We start from the raw sequence: 22,550 nt of genomic DNA on the forward strand, positions 1-22,550 counted from the left end.
GATGCTTTCAATTTTATTAGTTATCTTAGTTATTGTTTTTGCGGCAAGATTAATTTTAAAAGGGTATAAAACCGAACCTGTTTTACTCTCTGCTGGTTTAATTTTAATGTTTTCTGCCTCTATTTTTGGCTGGGGGAGTGTTTTACCATCAAAAGTAGCTGCAACAAATATTGCAGCTTTTGATCCATTCAAATATATCCAGTATTTAATGGGTTATAGGGCTGGTGCACTTGGTCTAATGATTATGGCTTTGGTCGGTTTCTCAGAGTATATGAGTCATATAGGGGCGGATAAAGTCGTTGTAAAGCAAGCGATAAAGCCGCTATCCATGATAAAAAATAAGAATATATTATTATTTTTTGCCTATATGGTGGGAGCGTTATTACAACTGGCGATACCAAGTGCAACGGCTCTAGCTGTGTTACTTTCAGTGACTTTATTTCCAATCATGACAGGGTTAGGTATTTCTAGAGGTGCGGCAGCAGCAGTTATTGCTTCTACGCTTGCAACAACATTTACTCCTATTGGTGTTGATGCAATCCGAGCAAGCGAAGCCCTACATATGGAGTTAATGGATTATTTAGTTAATTATCAAGCTCCAACTTCCTTTGTTGCGACTATTGCTATTGGTGTTGCTCATGTCTTTTGGCAGTCATATATTGATAATAAAGGAGGAGCTTCGGTTGATAATTCAGTTTTAGAAGATGAAGAAAATAAGGATCACGTTGCAGCGCCAAATCTTTATTTTATTTTACCATTTTTACCGATTATTTTTGCGGTGATTTTTAGTAAATTAGTCATTGATACCGTGAAGCTAGATGTCACAACGATTGTTCTTATTGCTGTCTTTATTTCTATGGTTTGTGAAGGCATCAGAACTCGTTCATTGAAATCCCTGTTTGATGGTTTTGGTGTCTTTATGAAAGGCATGGGAAATGCTTTTACCACGGTTGTTTTCTTGCTGGTTGCCGCAGGTGTATTTGCGCATGGTATTCAATCAACCGGTGCAATAGAGCATATGATTATCGGTGCTAAGAGTGCAGGAATGCCATTTATGGGATTAACACTACTTTTTTGCTTGGTAGTTGGTGCATCTTCGGTTGTGATGGGATCAGGCAATGCTGCATTCTTAGCGTTTGTTGAAGTCATCCCTACGATTGCTCATTCTATGGGCGCAAACCCATTATCAATGATGTTACCTGTACAACAAGTCAGTGCGATGGGTCGAGCGGCTTCACCTGTGGCTGCATGTGTGATTGTTTCTGCTGGTAGAGCAAAGCTATCAACTTTTGAAGTCGTCAAGCGTACATCGGTTCCTGTTATTATTGGCTTCATTGTTCAATTTAGCGCTGTTTTACTATTTATTGGTTGATATGAAAATATTGATGGATAAATAAGGCTACAAATAAATAATTTTCTTTTTAAAAGAGATTAGTGATTAAAAAGAGCGACCTATCAGCCATTGATAGAGTCGCTCTTTTTATTTATGTTATTTTATGATGTTTAAGGTGGGAGGCCATCCCCTATATTCGTTGACGTTGTTAGGTTGTTGACTCCGATCGTCTACCCTCATCATATAGTACATCTATACTTGTGGGGCTCACTCACTCGTTTACTGCCTACTAGCAACGTCAATTATTTTTGGCGTAAATGAAATAATATTAAAATCTCGAATAGGAAAGATAAAGAGACAGACTTGAGCTAACCTGAAGTTATATCTATGATTTAGTAGCAAATATCAACTGTATATAAGCTACTAGATGAGCTAAAATTAAATGGAATTATTGATATGTCTTCAACGTCTAATGCTTCAACAGGTTTTCTAGCAAAGTATAAACAATTAGCTATTTATCAACGTATATTTGCTATTTTACTCTTCGTTTATCTGCTGTTTGTTTTTATCCTCGGTATTGTCATTCCACAAAGTGTTGAAAAATACTTGCCACAGGAATTATCAAAGGTTGTAGGACGCCACGTTGAATTAGACAGTTTTAAAATTAATCCTTTTACCCTAGAAGTGACAATCAATAACTTTTCTATCGCAGAAAAAGATGGAGAACCTTTTGCAGGACTTAAAGCTCTTCAGTTCGAATATCAGTTTTGGGACTCTATTTATAATCTTGCGTTTTCAGTGAAGGATATTAAGCTAGTTACACCATCTGTCCATATTGAGAGATTAAATGATGCTTCAGGCTTGTTATTTAACTTTTCAGATATTATTAGTAAATTAACAACAGAAAAAAGACAGCCAGTCACGGAGCCTGAAAATAAATCAAATGAAATCCCTCATTTTATTATCTCCAATTTTTCTATTTATCATGCCAATATTAGTTTTGTCGATCAGTTAACTAACAGCCATGTTCATTATCCTAAACTCGGTCTAAAAATTCCTTATTTTGACTCTCACTATACTTTGCAATCTAAAGTTAAAAATATCGATGTAGAGACTGAAATTACCCATTTAACTCGCAGTAATGATTACGATATTAATATTCTTGGGCGTCAAGGTGGTCAAATACAAGCCTCTGGTAAAATTCAGTTAACACCACTAAATATTATTGGTGATGTTAATTTGAGCAATATTCAGCTGCCGCAATTTTGGGATTTCATTTCAGCGCAATTTAAGGCGAAGTTAATTTCTGGGCGATTAGGACTGTCAGCCAATTATCAGGTTACCTTAATTGATAATCAACTCGATCTTAACGTTGAAAAGGGGAGTGTATCGCTTTCTAATATTAACTTTAATTATCAAGAAAAACCGTTGGTTAATTTAAGTTATGCAGGATTAGACGATATTGAAATTAACTTAAATGAGCAACAAGTCTCAATACACTCATTGAATACTTATGGCTTAGTGGTCAACACGACCATCGATAAGAAAAGTGTCGATATTGCGACAGCATTTCAACCTATTTCAATGGTACAAAATGAGATCAATCAACAATCAAATACTGGCGACGATTCCCCTGAAACGTCTGAAGAATTAGATCCAACTACAGCTTGGAATATCACCTTAAGTGGGATTGATTTAAGCGATTATCAACTCAACATGACTGAAAAATTGTTTAAAGAGACCAATTTTTGGTCATTACATGATATCTCCTTAACAACGGGAGAGATTAATTCAGCTCTAACTAAACCAATAGATTATCAATTTAAGATTGGCATTAACCAAACAGGAAAGATAATAGCTAAGGGAAAGGTTGATGTTGCAGAAGAGCAATTAAATACCGCGTTAACGATTAAAAATTTCGCTCTAAATGATTTGCAAAATTATTTATCGGACTATGTAAATATCGATGTTAAGCAAGGTGAGTTCAATCTTCAAGGTGATATAAACAGTGATTTTAATGCTAAACAGTTAACGTTTAATGGTGCGCTATCGGTGACTGATTTAGATATTATCGATAAAGCCCATGAAAAAGATTTATTAAAATGGCAGACCTTAAATATTAATAATATTAGATTTTCACAAATTGATAATCAACTTAATATTGAACAATTAAAGATTATGAAACCTTATGCGCGAATGATTATTGCTGAAGATCAAAGTACCAATATTGGTGATCTAGTCGTTAATCAACATCGCCAGGGAACGGAGGGTGAAAAGCAAGATGTTGCGAATCCAACGTCAGATTTACATCGTCACTCAAACGAGAGTTCTCAAAATCAAACGCTTTTGGTTTCGATTAAAGAAATAAATTTTATCGATGGGTCAGCGTTCTTTGCAGACAACTCTTTAAGGCCTAATTTTGGAGCAAGTATTGAGTTGATTAATGGGAATATAACTGGATTTTCGTCACAAATGGTGGAACCTGCAAAGGTTAATATGACCGGGAAGATTGATCGTTATGCGCCAGTGAATTTAAATGGTGAGATTAATCCATTTTTAGAAAAACCTTTTATTGATCTTGATTTTAATTTTAAAGATGTTGAGTTAACGTCAATAAACCCTTACTCAGGCACTTATGCTGGATACTACATTGATAAAGGGTTAGTTTCGATTGACCTTAATTATCAACTCGATAATAACCAGTTAGTGGGCAGTAATCATGTTGTAATTGATCAATTAACGTTAGGCAAACCGAGTAACAGTGATTTAGCAACCAGCCTACCTGTCAGTTTAGCTATCGCATTATTGCAAGATAGTGATGGTGTTATCGATCTAGGTGTTGGTGTGTCAGGTGATATAGATGATCCTAGTTTCAGCGTGGGGGGCATTATTATCAAGGCATTGGGTAACATTATTACTAAAGCGGTTACGTCGCCCTTTTCGATGTTAGCTGGATTAATCGACAGTGATAGTGATGAGTTAAATCAAGTTGATTTTTATGCAGGGAGTGCTCGGTTGTCGGTTGAAGCTAAACGTAATTTAGAAAAGTTAGCTATCGGCCTAGAACAGCGCCCAAAGCTGATTCTTGATATTGAAGGTAGTATTGATCCACATAAAGACAGAGAAGCGTTAAGAGATAATAAGTTTAAAGCGAAATTAGCCAAAGAGAGCCAGATTACGATTAGTCAGTTGCCTAAATCACTTTCAGCGAGTCAATTTCCAACAACCGGTCAATTAACTGATGCGTTAGAAAGACTCTATGAACGTGAAAATGGGCAGGATTTAGCCCTGTTAAAAGAGCAAGTGATTGCTGAAAACCAAGATGAAGTCTTAACACCACAACAAGTAACCGAGCGAGCAGTGATGACGATGTACAATCTTGTCTGGAATGAACAATTAATAGCAGAAAGTGAATTAGTTGAGTTAGCTAAGCTGCGAGCGACAGCAGTAAAAGTTTATCTGATTGAACAAGAAAAACTCGCCTCTAATCGAGTCTTCCTATTAGATAATCGGGTTGATTTACATACAGATGGTCGTAAGGCCGTATTAACGTTAGATGCTAAATAATCATCAGTTGTACAGTGAATGAGACCCCATGAATATAGAGGCTCTATATGATTGGGGCGAATGGACGCAGTCAACAACCTAGCAGCTTCAAGTAACAAGGGTATACCTGTTAGTGAATTAGTTTGTTGGTTTGGGTAATAACTTGATCCAGTATCCCCCTGTCTCTATTTAAAGATGCAAATAGAGTGCTGCCTAACCAAAGAAAATAAACGGCCCTTGCTGTTTCATCATAATCTTCAACATTAAATTCACCGTTTTCTGTGCCGTTTCGTAATAAGCAGCTCATTGATTCAGTGAATTTCTCTGTGCCTAAATTCATCTCTTTTTTCATTAGATTTGACGCGCTGGATAGTTCACCAGACAGCTTAGTTACTAAGCATTTAATTTGAAAGTCATTACTTAATTTTACTTGGCACCAGTGATCAAAGTATCGTTCTAAACGGTGCTGATAGCTGTAATTTGTATCTTCAAAAAATCCATTAAGGACAGCAATATGCTCTTCAAAATAGTTATGGAGCATCTGTGCACCAAAGTCTTCTTTAGATTTAAAATGATGATAAAAAGATCCTTTTGTTGCGCCCGCAGCGGTGATAATTTTCATTATTCCGACCCCAGTAAACCCTTGTTCACTGATAATATCAAAGCCAACATTTAATAGTTTCTGTTTTAAGTCTTTCAATGTCTATAAACCTATCGATAGCATACCCAACAATTCACAACGCTATTGTAGAGTGAGAAAAACAGACCGTCCAGTCTAAAATAATAAATAAAAACTAGACCGGTCGGTATGTATGGTTGTATGATAAGGTTATGGTTGCAGTCGGGTTGTGGGGAGAATGAAAAATGCTAAGTAATAAATTATCTGTTGTAATGACTGGAGTGACGGGTTTAGTGGGAAGTGAAACATTAAATCAATTACTTAATCATCACCAAGTGAGTCGAGTGACTACGCTATCTCGCCGTCGATTAAATATAGAACATCCTAAGTTACAGAGTTATATCGATCCTAATTTAGTTTTTCCAAAATGGCCAAATTTTGAGAGCAATCTTGAAAGCTACCTCGAAACTCATCTTGATACGATAGCTGAAGCTACAATTGGTTTTATTGGTTTAGGAACGACAATAAAACAAGCGGGCAGTAAAGCTAAGTTAAGAGAAATCGACGTGGATTTGGTTGTTAACTCAGCAAAACAGATGAAGACAATCGGTGTAGAACATTTGATTGTGGTTTCATGTATAGGTGCCAATGCAAATAGTTTTTCTCACTACTTAAAATGCAAAGGTGAGATGGAAACGCAGGTGGAAAGTCTGAATTTTAAACGTGTTACTTTTTTGCAGCCAGGCCCTTTAGTTGGATCTAGAGAAGTCACCCGCAAAGATGAACAATTTTTACAATGGATCATGAAAATGATTACCCCGTTAATGATTGGACGATTGAGAAATTATTTGCCCATAAAGGCAACCACTATGACTAAAGCCGTTCTACGATTAATAGAACCTTCTGGTAGGAATGGCGTGACGCGATTAACAAGTTTAGATATCAGGACGTTAGCGAATAAAAAATAAAATCATATGTTTAATCAAATGGTATTGAGAATTAAGCGTGTACGACGATTTAAGTGTTTATTTAATTGGGATAAAGGCGAACATCATGGATAATAATGAAGTAACATCAGAACAACTACAGCAAAAGTTTAACGAATTAAAGCAAAGCTATAATCAGGCTCCTGCACCGACCTATCAGCAACGTGTTGAAATACTTAAAACGCTAAAAGCGGCATTATTAGCCAATGAATCAGAAATCTATCAGGCTCTGAAGCTAGACTATGGTTATCGTAGCGAGTTTGATACCTTAATTGCTGATATTTTACCGAGTATTGCTGCCATTAATTATGCCCTTAAGAATCTAAAAAAATGGATGAAACCATCAAAACGTCATGCAGGGCTATTATTAGCACCATCATCGGTTAAAGTTCATTATCAACCATTGGGCGTTGTTGGTGTTATTACACCTTGGAACTTCCCGGTTTTTTTAGCCTTAGGCCCAACAATTCAAGCTCTAGCTGCTGGCAATCGAGTGATGATAAAGCTGAGTGAATTTACACCTAATGCTAATGGAGCAATTCGCCAGTTATTATCTGGTTTATCTGACCATGTTCAAGTCATTGAGGGTGAAGCTGATATTGGCGCCGCATTCTCATCCTTGCCTTTTGATCATCTTATTTTTACTGGTTCTTCATCGGTTGGAAAGCGGGTGGCAAAATCAGCGGCGGAGAACTTAACACCAATCACCTTAGAACTCGGTGGGAAGTCTCCAACGATCATTGATGATCAAATTAAGATGTCGATTGCCATTGATGCAATTATTATTGGCAAATCGATAAATTCAGGCCAGATTTGTGTTGCGCCTGATTATATTTTTGTCCCTCAACATCGCCAGCAAGAGTTTGTTGAAATCTTTATCCAACGTTATCGCGAGTATCATTTAAAGAGTGATGGTGATAATAATCAGACCAATATTGTCAATAAACGTCAGTATCAGCGTTTAATCTCCTTTTTAGACGATGCAAAGGAAAAAGGTGCAACGATTCATTCAGTTGCTGAAATTGAAGCTAATCAACAACGAATTTATCCTCAAGTCATCACAGAGGTTAACGCTGATATGGAAGTGATGAAGCAAGAGATTTTTGGTTCATTATTACCCGTCATGACCTACCGAAATATTGCAGAAGTGACGGAATATATTAATGCACGTCCAAGACCATTAGCCTTATATATTATGTCTAAAAATCGAGCTTTAATTTCACATTTAGTTGAAAATACTCATAGTGGTGGAGTGGCAATTAATGACTCGATTTATCATGTTGCAGCAGACGATGCACCATTTGGTGGAGTAGGAAATTCAGGGATGGGACACTATCATGGCCATGAAGGCTTCTTAACTTTTTCTAAAGCGAAAACTGTTTTGCATTCGAGCGCTTGGTTACCAAAAAATCGCTTGATCCTTAAACATCGAGATTTGATGGTTAAAGTGATGAGAAAAGTCTTTTTAAGGTAAAATGTTTTTAAAGTAACGCTGATTAAATAAAGCAGTGTTAAGGAACTCTTTAGTTATCTCATCATACTGATATACCCTTCTTACTTGAAGTTGCTAGGTTGTTGGCGATATTCATTCGCCCTAATCATATAGAAAACCTATACTCATAGGGCCTCATTCACTTGCCGCCTACTAGCAACTCCAATTACTTTAGGTATAGTATGAAATATCAGCATGATGAGGAAGTATCTACCAAACTTTTCGCTGTCTGTTTTTTCGCCAAAATAACAATGTTAAAATAATAAATAAAGTAATGAAATAGAGGTAGAAAGCGGGAAGTGAAGCTAAAAATGCCACATCATTATCTATCTCTTTTTTTGTGTAACCTTTAGAAATCAAAGCGTAGTAATAGGCATATAGTAATCCAATACTACCGTAACCGATATTAAACACTAATCCTTTAAAACTTAATACAGTGGCACGATGGTGTGATTCTGTTCTCAAGTTTAAATGGTAACTAATAAACATATTTACCGTGGTCGTGATAAAAACTAAAATTAAAACAGGAATTAAACCATAGATAGAAAAACCAAAACCAATCGCAAAATAAGTTAAGGTCGCTGCTAATCCCATCATAAGAATAAAGTGAATAGGCTTCATGTTTTCGGCTAAACGCCGACTAAAACCAGCGAATACAATTCTCATTATATTAATTCCAGCACCTATAAAACCAAAATAGAGAATAGGGATATCAATCGCTCGATAATATTGACTGTTCATGGTGAGAAACATACGAGATGTCTGCTCAAATAGACTGTAATAGAGTAAGATAAATAGTACGCTAGGAGTGGCAATAACCCACTTTCCTGTTTGCATTGTAAGTTTTAAGCTAGCTAAAATTTTGGCATTTTTCGTTTCTTTATTAGTCAGATTGTTTCTATCTTCGATTTTTATCTGATTGTTCTTTTTAGGTTCAACCATATTAATGGCAGCGTACAAAGCCAATAGTGCAACAATCAACGTTGCATAAACAGGAATCCTCATGATCTCTTTTGTTGATTCTGGCGCAGTAAAACTAAAAAAATTGAAAATATAACCCATCACATTTAGATCATACATACTGGCACCCACAATCGTAACAACAATCGAAACTGTCGATGATACACGCAGTAACGTTTGTAAAATTTGTGGCCATTCTTTTTCATGACCCTGTTCTTTCAATGTGTCATAAGCCAGAGCTTCATCAGCTCCACTCGCAAGAGCCATTGCTAAACCACTTAAAACGCGGTTGATTAAGAATATTGAAAATAGAAAAGTGGGATTACCTGTCGGAACGAAAGCAATAAGCGCTATCTCAATAAACATAATGATTGAAGAGAGTACAACTAATTTTTTTCGACCTAATGTATCAGCAAAAGCTCCCGAAGGAACTTCAGCCAAAACAATGGTTGCAGCCCAAACAGTATTCAATAAGGCAAATTGTGAGAGCGTTAAACCATAGTCTAAATAGAGTAGGGTGAATACCGGATAATAAAAACGTGCAAAATAACAGGTACGAAACATAATAAAGTACCGAACATTGCTTATTTTTAAAAGCTCTTTAGTCGTAGGCATAAATAAAAGGAATCCCTTCTCGCTGAGGATATTTAATGATAGAGCTTTCTGAAGCGTTATCTATACCTGATCGTCATTTATATCCCCTTCGTAATTTTGAAGTTGACAGGTTGTTGGTTGCATTCATTCGCTCAATCATATAGTCAATCTATACTCATGCCACCTCATTTTCTTGCCGCTTAGGAACAACGCTAATTATTTTGGCAATATTATTGTTTGTCGGTATTTAATCACTGCTTCTCTCATAAAATTAGAGATATCTATAAAAAGAAGGAATGAAGGATAGCTAACGATAACATTATATTCGTTAGCAATTAGGTATCCTTTCATTATTTTAAAGTGGCTTTAAAAGGGGGATTAGTCAGGTTTGTGATTCATAAATCCCTGTTTTTCCAGATAATGAAGAACTGTTTGAGAAAACTCTAGATGTGATTCACGAGTATATTTTAGCGAGGTGTAAAGTTGAGCTAGGTTTTTCACATCTGAAGCTTCTATTTTCTCTTTTAACTCAGGAATACTCATATAACGATTCCAGCCATCAGTTTCACGCTGCTTATAGATATCAATGATCTCTTGATCGCTGTGGTCATGATAAGTTTCTTGGTGAATTAAGCCATTCATCGGTAGGCGGTCACGAACTTCTGGGTTTTCATCAGGGTAACCTAAAGAGTAACCAACAACAGGAACTACGCCTTCAGGTAGTTCAAGGATTTCACCAATTTGGTCACAGTTAGCCAGAGTTGACCCCATATAACATAGACCTAAACCTTTTGCTTCAGCGGCAATCGCAACATTTTGAGAAACCAACGTTGCATCAATCGCAGAAATCATAAAGCTCATAAAGTTATCAAAATTCTGATTTGCATCATTTAACGTTAACCATTTTTTCATTCTGCGGAAGTCTGCACAAAAGGTCAAAAGTACGGGGGCATCAACCACCATATTTTGTTCCATATGTGGTCGAAATAATGCTTGGCGTCGTTCTTCATCTTGAGTCACAATGATGGAGTAAGATTGCATATTACCTGATGATGATGCTCGAATACCCGCTTGTAATACTTCATCTAAAACGTCTGCTGGAATCACTTGATCTTTATATTGGCGAATTGAGCGGTGTCCATGAAGATGGGAAATAATATCCATAATATATCCTTATAAATTTTAATTTTATCTATTTTATGATGTAGAGATCTTTTGAGTAAATACGGTCATCTGCATTATTAATAGGATACCCTTTTAATTGCTTTGAGATCAAACGTGTACTGACTTGTTGATAAATAGGTGCTACAGGCATATCTTGTGTCAGTATCTTTTCAGCAGCAGTGTAGTATTCACCTCTTTGATTGAGATCTTGTATTTTAGTTGCTTGATCCAATAGGTCTTCAAATTTAGCATTAAAATATTGACCAGTATTGGCTGAGTTATTTGATTGCAGTACGGATAAGAAACTAGATGCTTCGTTATAATCCCCACACCAACCTGCTCGTGTTACGTCAAAATCGCCTGATTTTCGTGACTCAACATAAGACTTCCATTCTTTATTTTCTAGTTGAACCTCTGCTCCTAAACTGTTTTTCCACATAGATTGCACCGCAATCGCTATTTTTTTGTGGTTATCGGAAGTGTTATACAACAGAGAAAATGAAAGAGGGTTCTCTTCATTAAATCCTGCTTGTTCTAGCAGTTTCTTTGCTTTTTCAACACGTTCAGCTTGGGTTAATTGAGCATAATCCTCATTTGTTGTATTGAAACCATTAACAATCTCAGGGGTAAATGTATAAGCTGGTTTTTGCCCTTGCCCCATGATTTTATTAGCAATGACATCTCGATCAATTGCGTAGGAGAGGGCTTTTCGGACATTTACATTATCAAACGGTGCTTTCTGCGAATTAAACTCATAATAATAGGAACAAAGGTTCCCTTTAGTGACGACGTTATCAGGGTATTTATTCTTTAAGTGTTGATAATTGGCTAAGGGGATATCGTTAGTGATTGAAATTTCGCCAGATAAGAAGCGGTTCATTTCGGAAACTTGGTTATCAATCGGTAAAAAAGTCACCGAGTTTAAAACAGTATGTTGGTTATCCCAATAATTAGGATTACGCACCAAATCTATCTTTTCATTTAACACCCAGTCAGCAAGAACAAAAGCTCCATTTCCTACAAAGTGTTTAGGTGATGTCCACTTATCACCAAACTGTTGAATCGTCTGCTGATGCACCGGTTTCATTGCTGTGTGTGCTAGCATTTTAATAAAATAAGGCGTTGGTTTATTGAGTTTAATCTCTAGAGTGTAGGGATTAAGGGCCTTGATACCTAATTGATCTTTACCCTTTAATCCTTTAACGATATCACTGGCATTGACGATATTTGCTTTTTCAAAGTACCAAGCATAGGGAGAAGCTGTTTTAGGGTCGACACCACGTTGAAAGCTATAAATAAAATCGTCGGCGGTAACAGGATCTCCATTTGACCATTTTGCTTCTTTACGTAATTTAAAAGTAAACGTTGAGTTATTTTGATTCATCCAGCTTTCGGCAACGGCAGACACCATATCACCCTTGCTATCTTGATTAACTAACCCTTCTAAAAGATCGCGAATAACATTAGATTCAGGTGTACCTTCAACTTTGTGAGGGTCTATGGAAACAATCTCCATGCCATTACCACGAACTAAAACTTGTTGTTGTGCTAGTTCAGTTCCTTCTGGCACTTCGGCAGCAATGATTGAATAACTGATTAGATTGAGGCTAAAGAGAGAGCTAAATAACGCGGCTGTTTTTAATGTTTTTCGTTTCATATTAGTCCTTTAATATGTCGTACTTGCTGGCTAGTACGATACTATAACAATTTCAATTTGAAAAAGTCAACTGACTAACTCGTCGAGTAAGTAGAAGTATTTTCTTTAATCGCTTCAATGATTACATTTGCAGAGTGAGTTAAATGATTTTGTAATAACTGAGCGGCAGAATTAGCGTCACGATTTAAAGAGGCATTTAGAATGTCAGTATGCTCATTAACACTTGACGAATTTTGATACGTATAGGGTGAAAAGTATCTTCTATAACGATCAAATTGTGTATTTAAGTCATTTATAAAAAATAATAACCACTTAGATTGTGATTTAGAAAGAAGCATTTGATGGAAATCACTATGTAAGTTTTCCAATAAATTAATTTCTTCAATAGAGGTGTTTATTTTGGTTATTTGATACTGTTTAATTAATTTATGATGTGCTGCGAGTAGCTTACTTTCCCATTCAATATCTGCATTAATAATCGAAGCGTTTAATGCTTGAAGTTCAAGCTGAATACGAAGATTTACAATGTCTAAGAAATCATCTAGAGACAGATCAGCAACTTTAAAGCCCTTTTGACCCGTTTGTGTAATTAATCTAGTTTCAGATAAACGAGACAGTGCTTCACGTAATGGACTATAGCTAACGTTATATTTATCTTTAATTTCTGAAAGTTTTAGTTTTTTATTTGGCGGATAAGTCCCCTTTATAATCTCGTGTTTAAGCGAGGTATATAGACTATCTGCCGTAGTTATCGACATATTATGCCCCTTATTTTTTAATGTGATTGAGTGAGTTATATATAATTTATGCAATTTTTTTGATTAAGTATACCATTATTGTTTTGTTGACATTTTGTAAAAATATCGATATTTTTTTATTAATGATTCTTAACAGGATGGATTGCAATGGAAGGCAATGTACTAAAAATCACTAACTTAAGCTTAAATGTTGATACGCATATTGGGCAAGCTAAAATTCTTGATGATATATCCTTTGAGCTAAAAAAAGGAAAAATCACCTGCTTAGTTGGCGAAAGTGGTTGTGGAAAGAGCTTGACTGCTTTAACTGTTATGGGGTTACAGCATCCAATTAACCAAACCTCCTCATCCTCATCCTTAAGCTTTTCTGGTTCAATTTCATTTAATGATACTGAATTACTATCTCTAGATGAACCTCAATTTGAATTATTGCGTGGGCAAGATATTGCGATGATATTTCAAGAACCGATGACATCGCTTAACCCAACATTAACTATTGGTGATCAGTTAAAAGAGGCTGTCATAACGCATAATCCGTCTTTGTCGGAAAGCGTTGTTGAGGAGCTTGTTGTTGAAACTCTTCTAAAGGTTCAAATTCAAGGGAAAGATAGGCTAAAAGAATACCCTTATCAATTATCAGGTGGAATGCGTCAAAGAGTGATGATTGCGATGGCTATTATTAATAAGCCTAAATTACTGATTGCCGATGAGCCAACAACGGCTTTAGATGTCACAGTTCAAGCTCAAATAATCCAATTACTAAAAAAATTACAAGAAGAAGAAGGGATGTCAATCCTCCTGATCACTCATGATCTCGGTGTTGTAGCAAATATTGCTGATGAGACCGTTGTTATGTACGGAGGGCAAATTGTTGAGCAAGGTAAAACATCTTTAATTCTAGAGTCACCGCAACATCCTTATATTATCGGCTTACTAAACTCTATTCCTCGTATTGGTGAGAATATCAATAAACTGAATACTATTGAAGGTTTAGTACCTCCTGTAACTGAAATGCCAAGTGGATGTCGTTTCAGAACACGTTGCCCAATGGCTCAGCCTCAATGTGAAAAGAAGCCATCAACAACTTACCATCAGAATGAACATAAAAGTACTTGTTGGTTTACTCCACTAGAGTCTTTTTTCACACTTAATGTGCAGGATGAAAGTAAATATGTCGCTTAATAATATTCTTGAAGTTAATCATTTAAGTAAGCAGTTTTTATTACCAGGAAAGCGAGTTTTAAATGCTGTTAATAATGTCAGCTTCTCTGTAAAAGCCGGAGAAACATTAGCAATTGTGGGAGAGTCTGGGTGCGGAAAGTCTACTTTAGGACGTTTATTACTAAGACTGCATGAACCAAGTAGTGGAGAAGTTTTCTTTAAGGGGCAATCACTAATTGAGTTAGACAAAAAAGAGATGCGGAATGCCCGAAAAGATATGCAAATGATATTTCAAGATCCTTTTGCTTCTTTAAACCCTCGGATGACAATTAGAGATACTTTATCTGAACCATTGAAGATTCATCATAAATTAAAAGGCGATGAATTAGAGGATGAAGTATTAGAGTTACTTAATCTAGTTGGACTAAATCCAAGTTATGCGAATCGCTACCCACAGGAATTTAGTGGGGGACAGCGACAAAGGATAGCAATAGCAAGAGCATTAGCAACAAAAGCCGAATTGATTATTGGAGATGAACCATTATCTGCATTAGATGTTTCTGTCCAAGCTCAAATCATTAATCTTTTAAATGAGTTAAAGGCTAAATTTGGTTTAACTTTAGTTTTAATATCTCATGATTTATCTGTTATTGAACATATGGCAGATAGAGTTCTTGTTATGTATCTTGGCGAAGTGGTTGAAAGTGGATCCAAAAATGAGATTTATTCTCAACCTAAGCATCCTTATACCCAAGCATTATTATCTGCGATACCTCACCCGGTTGCTGGTGGGAATAGTATTTCACCTTTATTTGGTGAAATTCCATCACCTTTAGAGTTACCCAAAGGTTGTTTTTTTGCATCTAGATGTCGGTATGCAAAAGATGATTGTTTGAACCATCGAGTGGCTTTAAAAACAACAGATAAATTGCATAGATCAAGTTGTTTATATGAAAGTGAGATTATGGGTATAAATAGTCATGATTCTGTCAATCAATATACACAAGAATATATTGAAAGAAGTGAGTTATATAAACATTTCTCTGCAAGCAAAAAAATTAAATTAGAAACAGTTTAAAACACAATAAATAAGGATATTTTATGAAGAAAGTATTAGCGGTGGCAATGCTGACATTGTCACCATTTGTTTATGCCAAAGATTTAACTATTGCGATTAATGCGGATCCTGATGCTCTTGATCCTGATACAAGCACCTCTATGGTTGGACGTGAAGTATTTACAAATATTTTTGATAAACTTATCGATATCAATCAGGATTTAAGTTTTAAACCAATGCTGGCGACATCTTGGGCTTGGAGCACTGATATGAGAAGTCTAGAAATGACATTACGTGATGATGTTATTTTTCATGATGGATCTAAATTTAATGCCGAAGTTGTTAAATTTAATATTGATCGTTCAAAGAACATGGAAAGCTCTCGCCGTAAGGGGGATCTGAAAATTGTTGAAACTGTCGATGTTGTTGATGAATACACGGTTCGCTTTAACCTAAGTGAACCATTCTCACCACTTTTAGCTGCTTTAGCCGATAGATCTGGAATGATGGTTTCAATGACAGCGGCAAAACAGGCAAATGAAGCGTTTTCTAAAATGCCAATTGGTAGTGGCCCCTATCAATTTGAGAGTCGTGTAGCACAGGACAAAATAGTGCTAGATAAAAATGACAGCTATTGGGAAGCGGATCATTACCACTTTGAGAAAGTCACTTATTTACCTCTTCCTGATACGACAATCCGTTTAGCTAATTTAAAGTCTGGTCAAGTTGATATTGCCGAACGAATAGCGCCAACAGATATAGCAAGCTTAAAATCTGAGGATAGATTAACACTAGTTGAAGCTGCAGGTATTGGCTTTAATGGGATTACATTCAACTTAGGTTACGGTCTAAATCAAGGTAAAGAGTCAGCTGTTAAAAATGCGGATGTAAGAAAAGCATTTGAATTATCGATTGATCGAAATATTGTTAATCAAGTTGTTTTTTCCAATCAATATATAGCTGGTAATCAGTGGGTCCCGCCTAATAGTAGCTTTTATGATAAAAATGCCACTTTTCCTGCAAGAGATATTACTGCGGCAAAACAATTATTAGAAAAAGCTGGAAAACCAAATCCAACGATTGATTTTATGGTGCCAAATACGACTGAAAACTTGCATATTGCTCAAGTAATACAAGCAATGGCTGGCGAAGCTGGATTTGTGTTGAATATTAAAGCAACGGAGTTTGCAACATCTCTCCAAAAACAGGCTCAAGGTGACTATGAGATGTTTTTAATTGGTTGGAGCGGGCGAATAGATCCTGATGGTAATATATTTAGTTATTATTCTAAAGGTGGGGCTTTAAATGAAAATAATTATAACAATAATGATGTTCAAACTTTAATTTCAAAAGCACGATCTGAAGATCAACATGAGATTAGAGTCGATCTCTATCAACAAGCGATGAAAACTGTCTTAAATGATCGTCCTTATCTATATCTTTATCATCCAAAATGGCAATGGGGTGTAAGCAAAGATATTACTGGTTTTAAGGGGTATGGTGATGGAATGCCTCGCCTTAGAGATGTAATTAAACAGTAATAGACTAAACTCACCAATTATTTTTAATTGGTGAGTCATTTAAAAGGGATTTTTTATGCTTACATTTATACTTAAGCGATTGTTATCATCTATTCCAACCTTATTTCTTATATCTCTTATTATATTCATTTTGCAGAAAATGATACCGGGAGATCCTGCTTTAGTTTTAGCTGGTGAGGATAAGAGCCCTGAAGCTTTAGCTTATATTCGAGAGTTATATCATTTGAATGAGTCTGTACTGATGCAATATTTTTATTGGTTGAGTGGCGTAGTTCAAGGTGATTTTGGGACATCGATAAGAACAGCACAACCTGTTATGGAACTTTTAATTTCAAAACTTCCAGTCACATTAGAACTTAGTCTTTTATCAATGCTAATTGCTCTTTTAATTAGTATTCCAATGGGGGTTATTGCTGCTGTTAAAAAAAATTCCAAATGGGATGTTATATCTAGTTTTTTCGCCTTAGCTGGACAATCAATACCTAACTTTTGGCTAGGCTTTATGTTAATACTTTTAGTTTCTGTTCGATGGGGGGTATTGCCTGCATCTGGATATGTCAGTCCTCAAGAAGATCTACTGTTAAATTTACAAACAATGATAATGCCTAGTTTAGTTTTGGGTACTGGAATTGCGGCTGTCTTATTTAGACATACAAGAGGGGCAATGTCTGAGGTTTTACATGCAGATTATATCCGCACAGCAAGAGCCAAAGGTGTAAATCGTTACATTATATTTATTAAGCATGGTTTAAAAAATGCAATTATCCCAGTGATTACACTCTCTACAATTCAATTTGGTGAATTAATGGGAGGAGCTGTTTTAACTGAACAAGTTTTCACTATTCCTGGGTTAGGGAAGCTAATTGTTGATTCTGTGTATAACCGTGACTTTCCTGTTGTTCAAGGCGTTGTTCTATTTTCTGCGCTCTCTTTTATTATTTGTAATATTTTAGCCGATGTTGCTTATTACGTATTTAATCCAAAACTTAGACATCAAGAGGTGGGGTAATGTCCAATATTAGTGTCCTACAGCCTAAAAGTAATTATAGATTTTTCACTTCTTTAAAAAACAACCGAACTTGGCTGAAATTTAAGGCAAATAAAGTTGGTTGGTTTGGGTTAATCGTGATTTTATCTTTTGCATTATTGGCAATATTTGCTCCTCAAGTTGCCCCTTATTCTCCAAATAAAGCGGATTGGTTAGCTATACGGCAAGCTCCTTCATTACATCATTTAATGGGAACAGATGAATTAGGGCGTGATATTTTATCTAGGATACTTTACGGCGCAAGAGCATCCTTAATGGCTGGATTTTTTTCTGTTGGTATCGCGGTGTTAATTGGTGTGCCCTTAGGAATGATAGCTGGGTATTTTGGCGGTCGTGTAGATGCAGTCATATCTCGCTGTACAGAAGCAGTAATGGCAATCCCATCTTTAATTTTAGCTATTGCTATCGCGGCTGCTTTAGGGGCTAATTTAACGAATGCAATGATAGCTATTGGCTTAGCTAGTGTGCCGGTTTTTGTTCGTTTAGCGAGAGGGCAGGTATTATCCATTAAACATATTGAATATGTCGAAGCTGCAATATCTGTGGGTGTGTCACATACAGGGATTTTAATACGTTATATTTTACCTAATATATCTGCACCGTTAGTCATTCAAGTCACTCTCTCTTTAGCGAGTGCAATTATTGCTGAGTCAAGTCTATCATTTTTAGGTTTAGGACAGCAGCCTCCTGAGGCAAGTTGGGGAAGCATGTTGAATTCAGCTAAAGGTTTTTTGACTCAAGCTCCATGGATGGCAGTTTGGCCTGGATTAGCAATTTTTAGTGTAGTGCTAGCTTTTAATCTTTTGGGAGATGCATTAAGAGATGCATTTGACCCTAAATCACATTAAGGATAATGATATGGATCTTCATTCACCTGTATACCCATTCTCTTCAGCGCGAAATGCTGTTTATGCAAAAAATGGGATGGTTGCAACCTCGCAACCTTTAGCGGCACAAGCTGGCTTATCAATTCTACAACAAGGTGGCAATGCCGTGGATGCTGCAATCGCGACAGCCGCTGCATTAACGGTGGTCGAGCCTACATCCAATGGTATCGGAGGTGATGCTTTTGCTATTGTTTGGATGAAAGATCAATTGCATGGCTTAAATTCTTCTGGAAAGTCAGTCAAAAATTTAACAGCAAAGATGTTAAAAGAGCAAGGACATTCAGAAATGCCCTGTTATGGCTGGGAACCTGTTACTGTACCTGGCGTTCCATCAGCATGGGCTGCACTTTCTGAGCGCTGGGGGAATTTATCTTTATTAGAATGTTTAGTCCCCGCTATTGAATATGCAAAACATGGCTACCCACTTTCGCCTACTTTGGCCAAATACTGGAAGAAGGCAGTTGAGAAGTTTAATAAAATTAGAATAGACCAGCCTGAGTTACCACTTTCTTCTTGGTTTGATACTTTTACTAAAGATGGCGTAGCCCCTCAACTTGGTGATGTTTGGAAGTTAGAAGGCCATGCTCGCACCTTGAGAGAGATTGGTGAGACCGATGCGAAGTCTTTTTACTATGGTGATTTAGCTAAAAAGATAGTTGAATATTCAGATAAAACTGGTGGTTATTTTACTCTTGATGATTTAAGTAAACACGAAGTGGAATGGATAACACCGGTATCGTTGAATTATCGTGGGTATGATTTTTGTGAAATACCCCCTAACGGACAAGGTATTATTGCTTTAATGGCAATGAATATTGCAAATAACCATGAATATAATAAAACTCGAAACGAGCTTGATCTTCATCTTCAAATTGAATCAATGAAGTTAGCTTTTGCTGATGGATTACATTATATTACTGACCCTGCTGATATGGATCTTTCTACTGATGATCTTCTATCTGTATCATATGGACAATCCCAAGCCAAAAAAATTAGCCATAAAGCTCAAGTGTTCACTCACGATAATCCTAAATCATCGGGCACTGTTTATTTGGCAACAGCGGATAAAGATGGGAATATGGTCTCTTACATACAAAGCAATTATATGGGGTTTGGTTCAGGGTTAGTGGTACCTGAAACAGGGATTAGTTTGCAAAATCGAGGTCATAACTTCTCATTGAATGAAAATGATGCAAATTATTTAAAACCAGAAAAGAAGACGTTACATACCATTATTCCTGGTTTTATTATGAAAGATGGTCAACCAATAGGGCCGTTTGGTGTTATGGGGGGATTCATGCAACCTCAAGGACACTTTCAAGTCGCGATGAACTTGATAGATTATAAGTTAAACCCACAATCGGCTTTAGATGCGCCACGTTGGCAATGGATGAAAGAAAAAACTGTCTTAGTCGAGCAATCGTTAGATAATCATTCTATTTTATCTTTATTACAGCGAGGGCATGATATTAAAATTGAAGCTGAGTCTGGTGTGTTTGGACGCGGACAGATCATCGTTAAAGACCCAGAAACTGGTGTTTTAATTGGTGGTACAGAAGGAAGAACTGACGGAGCGGTTGCAAGTTATTAACGAGGTGAATCATTCTAGTTATAATTAATTGATATCTCGTTATTACTTGAAGTTGCTAGGTTGTTGGCGTCGCTCATTCGCTCCAATCATATAGTACACCTATACTCATGGAGCCTCACTCACTTGCCGCCTACTAGCAACGCCAATTATTTTAGGTATAGTATTGCGTTGCTATTTTATTTTTAGCAACGCAATACTACTGTCATCATATTACGGCGATTCTTGAAGTTACTAGGGTTGTATATTAATAAAAAAATGAAACCTACAGTTGTTTGTCCCATCATTTACTATAACTATAACTATAACTATAACTATAACTATACCCATACTCATTGAATTTCATGTGCTTTCGACTATTAGCCACTCTAATTATTGGCGTTATATACTGACACTCTCTGATGCTTCTTGTAATGAGTTAATCGCAGATTGGCAAGATAGTTCGATATGTTCAACTAGAATTTTTGTTGCTTTATCTATATCACGATTTAAAGCACATTGAAGCAATTCATAATGCTGTTTGTCTAATGTCTTTCTTATTAGAACGTCTGAACCGTTAATGCTGCGATATTTATTTAAAGCAAGATTTAACTGAGTCGAAAAATTGATTAGATAATGGTTTGTACTCCCTGAAAGTAAAATTGAATGAAATGCTTCATGAGCGTAACTCCACTCTTCTAAGGTCTCAGGTGCTAATGAATATTTTTCTAATTTATGGTGAGCACTTATTAGCTTAGCTTCCCAATCTATATCTCCATTTTTTAATGATAATTTTAGGGCTTCACTTTCGATTAATACCCTCCCATTTTTAATATTTAAAATATCGTCAAGGCTTAAGTGAGGAATAGAGTAGCCCTTGTTAATCTCTTGATTGAGCAATCCTTGTGCAGCTAGTTGACTAAGCGCTTCTCGAAGAGGGGCTAAACTAAAATTATATTCTGCTTTTAAATCGCTGATTTTTAGTTTTTCACCCGGTAAATATTGGCCTTTCATAAGATTATTCTTTATTTCTCGATAAACTAGCGTGCTTTTTGTTTGTTTCATTCCCTGATGCCTTTTTTCATAATTGTTGACTTTGTTACTAATAATCGCTAATTTGCATTAATTATTACAATAATCGATTATTTATTAAAAATATACATTCACAGGGATGATTTAATGTTAAAAAATAAATTAGCTTTATCGGCAGCGCTTGTTTTAGGCGCTTTTTCTACTAATAGCTTTGCAAGTGATGAGATTCGTTTGCCTTGTGGAACAGCGAAATTAATTGTGCCTTGGGGCGCTGGTGGTGGAACGGATATTATTTTTCGTACCATCGTTGAAGAGGCAAATGCTCAAGGCATCAAGCCACAATTACAAGTTGTTAATATGCCTGGTCGTAGTGGCAATAAGGGTTCAAAGAAATTCTTGAAAACCCGAAAGAATGGTTGTGAGTTATTAGCTATTCACCAATCAGTGATGACAAGTTATCTTGGCGGACAAGCAAAAGTAAATTGGGATGGGTATCTACCTGTTGCACAGTTAACAGAAACGGCTGAATATATCGGTGTGAATGGACAGCAGCCATATTCAACACTTGCTGAGCTGCAAACTTATGCAAAAGCTAACCCTAATACTGTTGTTGCCGCTGGTTCATTAGGATCTACATCACACTATACAATGTTGATGTTAGAAGAGGCGTTAAATGTTAAGTTTCGTCATGTTTCTTATGATGGTACACGTGAACGTACGACGGCACTACTTTCAGGAAATGCACACATTGGTCTATCAAATCTAACCTCTTCTCGTAAAAATGTTGAGACCGGTGCAATTAAATTATTAGCAACAACGTCAGAAGATCGCCAAAAGCAGATGCCAGATGTTCCATCTGTTATGGAGCAAGGGTTTGATGTTGAATTCGGTGTACGTCGAGGTGTCGCTCTACCAAAAGGGACATCACCTGAAATTGTTGCCTATTATGAAGAAGTATTTGCGAAAGCAGTTGCAAGCACAAAGGTTAAAGAAACACTACGAATTAAAGGTACTGAAGTTAAATACTTAGCTTCTAATGATTATTCTCAATCTTTAGGGCAAGAGTTTGGATCTTGGGAAGCACTTGCCAAGCAAGTTGGCATTTATAACGTAAAATAATATTTGAATAATTTTGGGGTGTAGAGTTA

Annotated in this window: 17 protein-coding genes; 11 read left to right on the plus strand and 6 right to left on the minus strand. The window is 36.3% G+C overall.

The genetic code is table 11. The features are described 5' to 3' along the window. Nucleotide 1: 1 nt before the first annotated feature. Both dcuC and L0B53_RS12710 read left to right on the plus strand, forming a co-directional pair. Nucleotides 2-1,372: a C4-dicarboxylate transporter DcuC gene (gene dcuC, locus L0B53_RS12705; protein WP_235059980.1), complete on the plus strand. Its 1,371-nt coding sequence runs from the start codon at nt 2-4 to the stop codon at nt 1,370-1,372. 417 nt (nt 1,373-1,789) lie between these two features. Further along, entirely contained in the window at nt 1,790-4,900 is a 3,111-nt protein-coding gene (locus tag L0B53_RS12710) for a DUF748 domain-containing protein (protein ID WP_235059981.1), read from the plus strand. A gap of 109 nt (nt 4,901-5,009) precedes the next feature. Here the strand turns inward: L0B53_RS12710 and L0B53_RS12715 are convergent, their stop codons facing one another. Next, the gene (locus tag L0B53_RS12715) at nt 5,010-5,579 is read right to left on the minus strand and encodes a TetR/AcrR family transcriptional regulator (RefSeq protein ID WP_235059982.1); all 570 of its coding nucleotides are present in this window, start codon (nt 5,577-5,579) and stop codon (nt 5,010-5,012) included. 164 nt (nt 5,580-5,743) lie between these two features. Between L0B53_RS12715 and L0B53_RS12720 the strand changes: the two genes are divergently transcribed. Both L0B53_RS12720 and L0B53_RS12725 read left to right on the plus strand, forming a co-directional pair. After that, on the plus strand, nt 5,744-6,466 hold the full coding sequence (locus tag L0B53_RS12720; RefSeq protein ID WP_235059983.1) for a nucleoside-diphosphate sugar epimerase: 723 nt from the start codon (nt 5,744-5,746) through the stop codon (nt 6,464-6,466). A gap of 85 nt (nt 6,467-6,551) precedes the next feature. Continuing rightward, on the plus strand, nt 6,552-7,958 hold the full coding sequence (locus L0B53_RS12725) for a coniferyl aldehyde dehydrogenase (protein WP_235059984.1): 1,407 nt from the start codon (nt 6,552-6,554) through the stop codon (nt 7,956-7,958). A gap of 228 nt (nt 7,959-8,186) precedes the next feature. Here L0B53_RS12725 and L0B53_RS12730 read toward each other — a convergent pair whose 3' ends face one another. The 4 genes from L0B53_RS12730 to L0B53_RS12745 all read right to left on the minus strand — a co-directional run bounded on the left by L0B53_RS12730 (nt 8,187) and on the right by L0B53_RS12745 (nt 13,109). Further along, entirely contained in the window at nt 8,187-9,551 is a 1,365-nt protein-coding gene (locus L0B53_RS12730; protein ID WP_235059985.1) for an MFS transporter, read from the minus strand. A gap of 357 nt (nt 9,552-9,908) precedes the next feature. Further along, nucleotides 9,909-10,694, minus strand: coding sequence for a nitroreductase family protein (locus L0B53_RS12735; RefSeq protein ID WP_235059986.1), 786 nt, complete (start codon nt 10,692-10,694; stop codon nt 9,909-9,911). A gap of 28 nt (nt 10,695-10,722) precedes the next feature. Continuing rightward, nucleotides 10,723-12,351 (minus strand): ABC transporter substrate-binding protein, encoded by a 1,629-nt coding sequence (locus L0B53_RS12740; RefSeq protein WP_235059987.1) that lies wholly within the window; start codon nt 12,349-12,351, stop codon nt 10,723-10,725. Nucleotides 12,352-12,425: 74 nt separating this feature from the next. Then, on the minus strand, nt 12,426-13,109 hold the full coding sequence (locus L0B53_RS12745; protein ID WP_235059988.1) for a GntR family transcriptional regulator: 684 nt from the start codon (nt 13,107-13,109) through the stop codon (nt 12,426-12,428). Nucleotides 13,110-13,256: 147 nt separating this feature from the next. On the opposite strand from L0B53_RS12745, the gene L0B53_RS12750 reads away from it, so the two are divergent. From L0B53_RS12750 to L0B53_RS12775, 6 genes are read left to right on the plus strand one after another with little or no spacing between them, the layout of a single operon-like run. After that, complete coding sequence (locus tag L0B53_RS12750; RefSeq protein ID WP_235059989.1) at nt 13,257-14,291, plus strand: ABC transporter ATP-binding protein; 1,035 nt, start codon at nt 13,257-13,259, stop codon at nt 14,289-14,291. After that, a complete protein-coding gene (locus tag L0B53_RS12755; RefSeq protein ID WP_235059990.1) occupies nt 14,269-15,348 on the plus strand; it encodes an ABC transporter ATP-binding protein in 1,080 nt (359 codons plus the stop codon). The genes L0B53_RS12750 and L0B53_RS12755 overlap by 23 nt, the downstream gene beginning before the upstream one ends. Before the next feature lie 23 nt (nt 15,349-15,371). Next, nucleotides 15,372-16,868: an ABC transporter substrate-binding protein gene (locus L0B53_RS12760; protein WP_235059991.1), complete on the plus strand. Its 1,497-nt coding sequence runs from the start codon at nt 15,372-15,374 to the stop codon at nt 16,866-16,868. Nucleotides 16,869-16,923: 55 nt separating this feature from the next. Further along, nucleotides 16,924-17,877 carry an ABC transporter permease gene (locus L0B53_RS12765; RefSeq protein WP_235059992.1) on the plus strand — a complete coding sequence of 318 codons (954 nt, stop codon included), beginning with the start codon at nt 16,924-16,926 and terminating at the stop codon, nt 17,875-17,877. Then, entirely contained in the window at nt 17,877-18,764 is an 888-nt protein-coding gene (locus tag L0B53_RS12770; protein WP_235059993.1) for an ABC transporter permease, read from the plus strand. Before L0B53_RS12765 ends, L0B53_RS12770 begins: the two co-directional genes overlap by 1 nt. Before the next feature lie 10 nt (nt 18,765-18,774). Then, nucleotides 18,775-20,394 carry a gamma-glutamyltransferase family protein gene (locus tag L0B53_RS12775; protein ID WP_235059994.1) on the plus strand — a complete coding sequence of 540 codons (1,620 nt, stop codon included), beginning with the start codon at nt 18,775-18,777 and terminating at the stop codon, nt 20,392-20,394. A 378-nt stretch (nt 20,395-20,772) separates the two neighbouring features. Here the strand turns inward: L0B53_RS12775 and L0B53_RS12780 are convergent, their stop codons facing one another. After that, nucleotides 20,773-21,435 (minus strand): GntR family transcriptional regulator, encoded by a 663-nt coding sequence (locus L0B53_RS12780; protein ID WP_235059995.1) that lies wholly within the window; start codon nt 21,433-21,435, stop codon nt 20,773-20,775. A 114-nt stretch (nt 21,436-21,549) separates the two neighbouring features. Between L0B53_RS12780 and L0B53_RS12785 the strand changes: the two genes are divergently transcribed. Further along, nucleotides 21,550-22,521: a tripartite tricarboxylate transporter substrate binding protein gene (locus L0B53_RS12785; RefSeq protein ID WP_235059996.1), complete on the plus strand. Its 972-nt coding sequence runs from the start codon at nt 21,550-21,552 to the stop codon at nt 22,519-22,521. Nucleotides 22,522-22,550: the final 29 nt, after the last annotated feature.

The sequence above is a fragment of the Vibrio sp. SS-MA-C1-2 genome, from assembly GCF_021513135.1.
Taxonomy (GTDB): domain Bacteria; phylum Pseudomonadota; class Gammaproteobacteria; order Enterobacterales; family Vibrionaceae.